Source organism: Dysgonomonas sp. PH5-45, from assembly GCF_029893235.1.
Classification (GTDB): domain Bacteria; phylum Bacteroidota; class Bacteroidia; order Bacteroidales; family Dysgonomonadaceae; genus UBA1309.
On record NZ_JARXWE010000071.1, the window covers coordinates 1 to 1,316 of the forward strand.

Sequence of the window (1,316 nt, forward strand, 5' to 3'; positions counted from 1 at the left end):
ATCATTAGTGTCCACTAAAAACTTGCGATAGTTCTTTGAAATATTTGAAATTTAGTTAGTTATAAAGGTTTTTCGAGTCAACGGACTTGAACTTGTAACTTTGCGTGCTATAACAGCATCGCATATGTTTCAAGATAAATACGTTTTTGCCCAGTTGGCTACCTTCTTAGATAGGAATCACTTCAACTATCTTGTACGCAAATTTGGAGGAGACAAATATGTAAAGCACTTCACTTGTTGGAATCAACTGCTTGCTTTGATGTTTGGACAGTTGTCAAACAGAGAGAGTTTACGTGATCTCATCATAGCCTTAGAAGCCCATCAAAAGAAGAGTTACCACTTAGGTCTAGGCAAGCATGTTACCAGAAGCAACTTGGCAAAAGCTAATAAAAATCGGGATTACCGTATCTTTGAAGCGTTCGCTTATTACATGGTAGGACAGGCTCGTTCCAAACGTAAAACAGACATCTTTAAGCTTGGCGGAAATGTCTATGCTTTTGATTCTACAACTATAGATCTTTGTCTATCTGTCTTTTGGTGGGCGAAGTTCCGTAAGAAAAAGGGCGGTATAAAAGTACATGTTCTTTATGATATAGAAACTCAGATACCGGCTTTCTTCCATGTAACTACAGCCTCAGTGCATGACAGCAAGGCTATGAATGAGATCCCTTACGAAACAGGAGCTTATTACATATTTGACAGAGCTTACAACTGCTTCAAAAGCATGTTCAGAATAGAAACAATCGGTTCCTATTTTGTTGTCAGAGCAAAGTCAAATTTGCAGTTTAAAGCCAAAAGTTGGACGCGCCGATTGCCAAGGAATGTATTATCAGATGCTATTGGCGAACTGACCGTTTACAAAAGTTCCAAAGACTATCCTGCGCAAATACGTAAGGTCTGTTATTGGGATGAAGAACAAAATCGAAAGTTTACATTCCTGGCCAATGCAATGGAACTCTCTCCGCTGCAAGTTGCTGAACTTTACAAAAATAGATGGCAGATTGAGTTATTCTTTAAATGGCTCAAACAACATCTTAAGATTAAAAAGTTCTGGGGAGATACAGAAAATGCAGTAAGAATACAGATATACTCTGCAATCATTGCTTATTGTCTGGTTGCAATTATCCAACATAATTTAAAACTTGACAGAACCACATACGAAGTTCTCCAAATCTTAAGTATTTCACTTACGGATAAAACTTATTTGGGCGACCTCTTTAACAAAACTAATTTCAAAAATGACAAAGAACGAAGCGGTTCTAGTGAACCAAATTTATTTAATTTTTAATCGTCCAATTTTTAGTGGACAGTAATGA

The 1,316-nt window shown here is 37.0% G+C and carries 1 protein-coding gene; it reads left to right on the forward strand.

The genetic code is table 11. The features are described 5' to 3' along the window. Positions 1-124 precede the first annotated feature (124 nt). Positions 125-1,288 carry an IS4 family transposase gene (locus M2132_RS12020; RefSeq protein ID WP_280673878.1) on the forward strand — a complete coding sequence of 388 codons (1,164 nt, stop codon included), beginning with the start codon at positions 125-127 and terminating at the stop codon, positions 1,286-1,288. Positions 1,289-1,316: the final 28 nt, after the last annotated feature.